The 5,124-nt window shown below is 68.6% G+C and carries 4 protein-coding genes; 1 reads left to right on the top strand and 3 read right to left on the bottom strand.

Annotated features, from left to right (window positions below; genetic code table 11):
• The 3 genes from ACFDSW_RS00175 to ACFDSW_RS00165 form a co-directional block, all read right to left on the bottom strand.
• Nucleotides 1-622: TonB-dependent receptor plug domain-containing protein (locus tag ACFDSW_RS00175; protein WP_375248247.1), on the bottom strand; the 622-nt coding region annotated here is incomplete at its 3' end.
• Entirely contained in the window at nt 619-2,748 is a 2,130-nt protein-coding gene (locus ACFDSW_RS00170; protein ID WP_375248246.1) for an acetate--CoA ligase family protein, read from the bottom strand. The genes ACFDSW_RS00175 and ACFDSW_RS00170, both read right to left, overlap by 4 nt.
• Nucleotides 2,749-2,841: 93 nt before the next feature.
• A complete protein-coding gene (locus tag ACFDSW_RS00165) occupies nt 2,842-4,305 on the bottom strand; it encodes an aldehyde dehydrogenase family protein (RefSeq protein ID WP_375248245.1) in 1,464 nt (487 codons plus the stop codon).
• Nucleotides 4,306-4,416: 111 nt separating this feature from the next.
• On the opposite strand from ACFDSW_RS00165, the gene ACFDSW_RS00160 reads away from it, so the two are divergent.
• The coding region (locus tag ACFDSW_RS00160; protein WP_375248244.1) for an aldehyde dehydrogenase family protein at nt 4,417-5,124 on the top strand (708 nt) is incomplete at its 3' end.

Raw genomic sequence — 5,124 nt, 5'->3', positions numbered from 1 at the left:
CGCCCTGCGGCGTATTGGTCGGCTTCGCGCTGATGAAGTCGATGAGGCCGCCAGTGGAATTCCGGCCGTACAGCGTTCCCTGCGGTCCCTTCAGCACCTCCACCCGCTCAAGGTCGAAGTTGGCGCCGAGCGACATATAGGGATAGGCATAGGCGACCTCGTCGACATAGGTGCCCACCGGCGCGGTCGAGGAAGCGTTGGGCGTGTCGAAGCCGACCCCGCGCAAAATATAGACCGGCGCGCCGGTCAATCCCGCCGTGGCCGCCTGGAAGCCGGGCACGACGCGCGCCAGATCGAGCGGTGCGCGCACTTCCTGCAACTGAAGCTGCTGCGCGGTGACGACCGCAACCGCGACACCGACGCGCGACAGCGATTCCTCGCGGCGGTTGGCGGTGACGATGATGTCTCCTTCATTGCGCGGCGCCGGCTCGGAGGCGGGCTGGACGCTCGCGCCCTGCGCCGAGGTCGCATTTGCTTGCGGATCCGACGGTGACACGGCCGTGCCGGCGGCGGGGGAGCCCTGCGTGGTCGCGTCAGGCGCGGGCGTGGCCTGCGCGACGGCGGCGGGCGCAACAAGGGCGGAACCGCACAACAATGCTGCGGCGAGCGTCGTATAGTTCATGGCATTCTCTCCCCTGCGGGGCCGCTCTCCGGCGGCCTGGTAACGATGACGGCGTCGAGCCCGGTAGCGCCCTGTCCATCCGGGTGGACGACGAGCGGGTTCACCTCGACCGAGACCAGATCGTCGCGATGCGTGGCGGCGAAGCGCGACAGCGCCGCGATGGCTCGCGCGGCAGCGGCGACGTCGGCGGCCGCCTTTCCGCGCGCGCCGGCAAGCAGCGGCCATGACCTGAGCGAGCGAAGCAGCGCCAGGGCCTCATCCTCGTCGAGCGGCGCAAGACCGATGGCGATATCGCGGAAGATCTCCACGAACACCCCGCCGAGCCCGACGGTGACGACCGGGCCGAATGCATGGTCGATCCGCGCGCCGATCAGCAATTCCACGCCAGCCCCGGCCATCGGCGCGGCGAGGAAGCCGCGAATCTCGGCCTGGGGCGCGGCGGCGGCGCAACGCGCGTGCATCGCCTCGGCGGCGTGACGCAGCGCCGGGGCGCCTTCCAGCTTCAGGGCCACGCCGCCGATATCCGATTTGTGCAGGATGTCGGGTGACAGGATCTTCAGTGCGACGGGCCCGCCGAGCGCCGCCCCTGCCGCGGCGATCGCATCGGGCGTGGCGCCGGTAACGATCCGCGTCATCGGCATGCCCGCCTGCGCGAGCAGCGCGACCGCCTCTGCCTCGTCGTAGTTGCGACGCGCCAGGGGCACGGCGATCCCCAGCGGGATCTCGGGCGCAGCGTTCCGCGCCAGCGCGATTCCGATCCGGCGCGACGCGGCGAGCGCCTCGACGGCCTGGCTGGGATCGGCGAAGACCAGCATCCCCGCCTCGTCGAACGCGCGTTGCGTCGCATCGGAGGCATTCATCGCCATCGCGACGGTGCGTTGCTCATGCCCCGCCATGCCCTCCACGATCGCGGCGCGCAGGCCGGGACCGATCAGCGGGCTATCGGGCCAGTTCATGAAGAACGAGACGACCGCGTCATATCCACCGTCGCCCAGCATCGCCCGTGTGGCATCACGCACGAGCGTCGGGTCGTTCATCGCCTGCGCGGTCGTGTCGATCGGGTTGACCGCCGAGCCGAAGGGGATGCGAGACAGGATCGCCGCCTGGGCGGCCTCTGGCATCGGCGGCAGACGGAAACCGGCCGCCGATGCCGCATCCGCGATCAGCACCCCGGCACCCCCGGACACGGTCAGCACGCCCAATCGGTCGCCCACCACCGGCGCACGGCGACAGAGGGTGTAGAGGAGATCGACGAACGCCTGCGTGGTTTCCACCCGCTCCACGCCCGCCGTGCGCGCTGCGGCGACGAATACCGCGTCATCCCCGGCCAGGCTCGCGGTATGCGATTGTGCCGCCTTGCGCCCTTCTTCACTGCGCCCGACCTTCAGCATCACGACGGGCTTCCCCGCCGCGCGTGCCGCTTCCGCCGCTTTCAGGAAAGCGCGACCGTCCGCGATCTCCTCCGAATAGCACCCGATCACCCCCACATCGGGATCGCCCGCCATGTGGAGCAGGCAGTCAGCGACGGTAATGTCGGCCTCGTTCCCGGTGGTGACAAAACGTGACAGCCCGACACCGCGGCGGCGCATCAGCATCGCCAGATGCGCGCCATAAGCGCCCGATTGCGACACGATCGCCAACGGCCCAGGCGGGACGCCGCCGTCCTCCAGCAGACTGGAAAAGGTCGCGCACATGCCCGTGCCGTTGCTGAACGCACCCAGGCTGTTCGGCCCCAACAGCCGCACGCCGGCCGTGCGCGCCGCCGCCAGCGCCGCGGCCTGCAATGCCAGCCCTTCCGCTCCCGCCTCGGCGAACCCGGAAGACAGGATCACCGCCGCGCGCACGCCCTTGTTTCCCGCGTCGCGAATGGCATCCACCACCAGCGCCGGCGCGATGGCGATCACCGCCAGGTCGATGGCCGCCGCTGGTACATCGGCCAGCGTCGGGTACGCAGGCAGGCCCTGAACCTCATCGCGCCCCGGATTGATCGGATAGAGCGATCCCGCGAACCCCTCGCGGATGCAATAGGACAGCGGCCGGCCACCGATGCGTGTCGGATCGCCCGACGCACCGACGAAGGCGATCGAACGCGGCGCAAACAGGGGCGCAAGCGAACCCTTCACCATCCTCTCCCATGAAGCGGGCTGCTGCCCTGCGTCGCCTCGATCTATGGCAAGATCGTCATTCTAAATCAAGAACGATATTCTCTATAGTGGACGCTATCCGACCTCGAGCCAGATCGCCTTCGTCTTCATGTATTTCTCGAATCCGGCGCGGCCCATGTCCTTGCCGATGCCCGATTTCTTGTAGCCACCGAAGGGCGCGGTGAAGTCCGTCCGGCGGCCCCAGTCGTTGATCCACACCGTCCCGCTTTCGATCGCGCGGGCGGCGCGAAAGGCGCGAGACACATCGGATGTGTGGATCGAGGCGGTGAGCCCATAGTCGGGATGGTTGGCGAGCCGCAGCCCCTCCTCCTCATCCTCGAACTCCTGCACCGCCAGGACCGGGCCGAAAATCTCCTCGCGATAGGCGCGGTTCTCGGTGGTCACGCCGCGCAGGATCGTCGGCGCATAGAAACCGGCGCCATCGCTCGACAGGCGTTCTGCGCCGCACAACGGCTCGGCTCCGTCGGCCACGGCGGCGTCGACGATTCCCGCGATCCTGTCGAGCTGCCGCTCGTTGATGATCGGCGGGATCGACGTGCCCTCATCCCAGGTGGTCCCCGTCTGGCCGCCCAGCATATGCCGCCGCACGCGCGCGAGCAGGTCATCGGCGATCCGCCGCTCCACCACCAGCCGCGAACCGGCAAAACATACCTGACCCGCATTGTAGGTGATGCCGCGCGCGATCGTTGCGGCAAGCTTATCCAGGTCCGGCGCGTCGGCGAAGACCAGTTGCGGGCCCTTGCCCCCCAGTTCCAGGCTGACCGGTTTCAGCCCATGGAGCGCGGCATCGGCCATGATCCGCGCGCCCGTCGCGCTTGATCCGGTGAAGGTGACATAGTCCACCCCGGGATGCTTCACCAACGCCGCGCCCACCTCGCCGCCGCCATGCAGGACGTTGAACAGCCCCGCCGGCAACCCCGCTTCCACCGCCAGCGCCGCGATCCGCATCGCGGCAAACGGCGTCATCTCGGACGGCTTGAGCACCACCGCATTTCCCGCGGCGAGCGCGGGGGCGAACTTCCAGGCGGCAAGGATGATGGGGAAGTTCCACGGCGCGATCGCGGCGACGACACCATAAGGCTCGTGAACGGTGAAGGAGAAGGAGGAACGCGGCGTCGGCGTGACACTGCCGTCGATCTTGTCGGCGAATTCGCCGAAATACCGCAACACCCCCGATACCACCTTCACGTCACGCGCGATCACTTCGGGGTATATGCGCGCCGATACCACCGCCTCCAGCGCGGCGATTTCCTCCGCATGGGCGTCGACCAGGTCGGCCCAGCGGTACAATATGGCGGCGCGATCGCGGGGCGCGGCCGCACCCCAGCCGCTCGCCCGCCATGCATCCCGCGCCGACAGGACGGCACGGTCGACGAGAGCCGCATCGGCCCATTCCACCGGCAGGGCGACGCGGCGATCGGACGGGCTTTCAACGTGATGGGCCGTACCGCCGGCGACTTCCACCCCATCGATGAACTGGCCCGACATCGCGCGGACCGCGCGGGGATCGAAGTGCATGGCGGAGGCTCCTGATCGCTGTTCCTCGCGGTATCCCCGCCAACGCGCCTTGCTGTCAATATAGAGAAAAGCATTCTTGATATAGAATGAGAGCCGTTTTAGCGTGGTGGCATGCCGAACCATCCCCCCGCCCCGCTCCGCCACCCCGATCGCTTCTTCATCGATGGCCGCTGGGTCACTCCATCGAGCGATCGCACCATTGCCGTCGTCGCACCGGCGACCGAACAGGTGTGGCTCCAGGTGGCCGAAGCGACCGAGGTGGACATCGACCGCGCGATCACCGCCGCGCGCGTCGCGTTCGATCACGGCCCCTGGCCACGCCTGCCGGCCAGCGAGCGCGGCGCGTATCTGAAAGCGATCGCCGCGAAGCTTGGGGAGCGAGCCGAGGACGTGGCAGCGATCTGGCCCAACGAGATGGGCGTGCTGCATGCCACCGCGCGCGCCTTTGCCGGCGGGGTCGGGGGGATGTACGCCTTCTACGGCAGCCTTGCCGAGACTTTCGCCTTCGAGGAAGAGCGGCCCAGCCCAGCGGGCGCCGCTTGCGGGTTGCTGGTGCGTGAGCCCGTCGGCGTGGTCGGCGCGATCATCCCCTGGAATGGCCCGATCTCGCTCATCGCCCTCAAACTTGCGCCGGCCCTCCTTGCCGGCTGCACCGTCGTCATCAAGGCGTCGCCGGAAGCGCCGGGCCATGCATTGCTGATGGCCGAGGTTTGCGAGGCGGTGGGCCTGCCGCCCGGCGTGGTCAATGTCGTCACTGCCGACCGCGCCGCTTCGGAAGCGCTCGTCCACGACCCTCGCATCGACAAGATCGCCTTTACC

It is taken from the genome of Sphingomonas sp., assembly GCF_042091075.1.
Lineage (GTDB): Bacteria > Pseudomonadota > Alphaproteobacteria > Sphingomonadales > Sphingomonadaceae > Sphingomonas.
The sequence above is the reverse complement of the archived record's forward strand: the minus strand, read 5'-3'. Positions and strand labels throughout refer to the sequence as shown.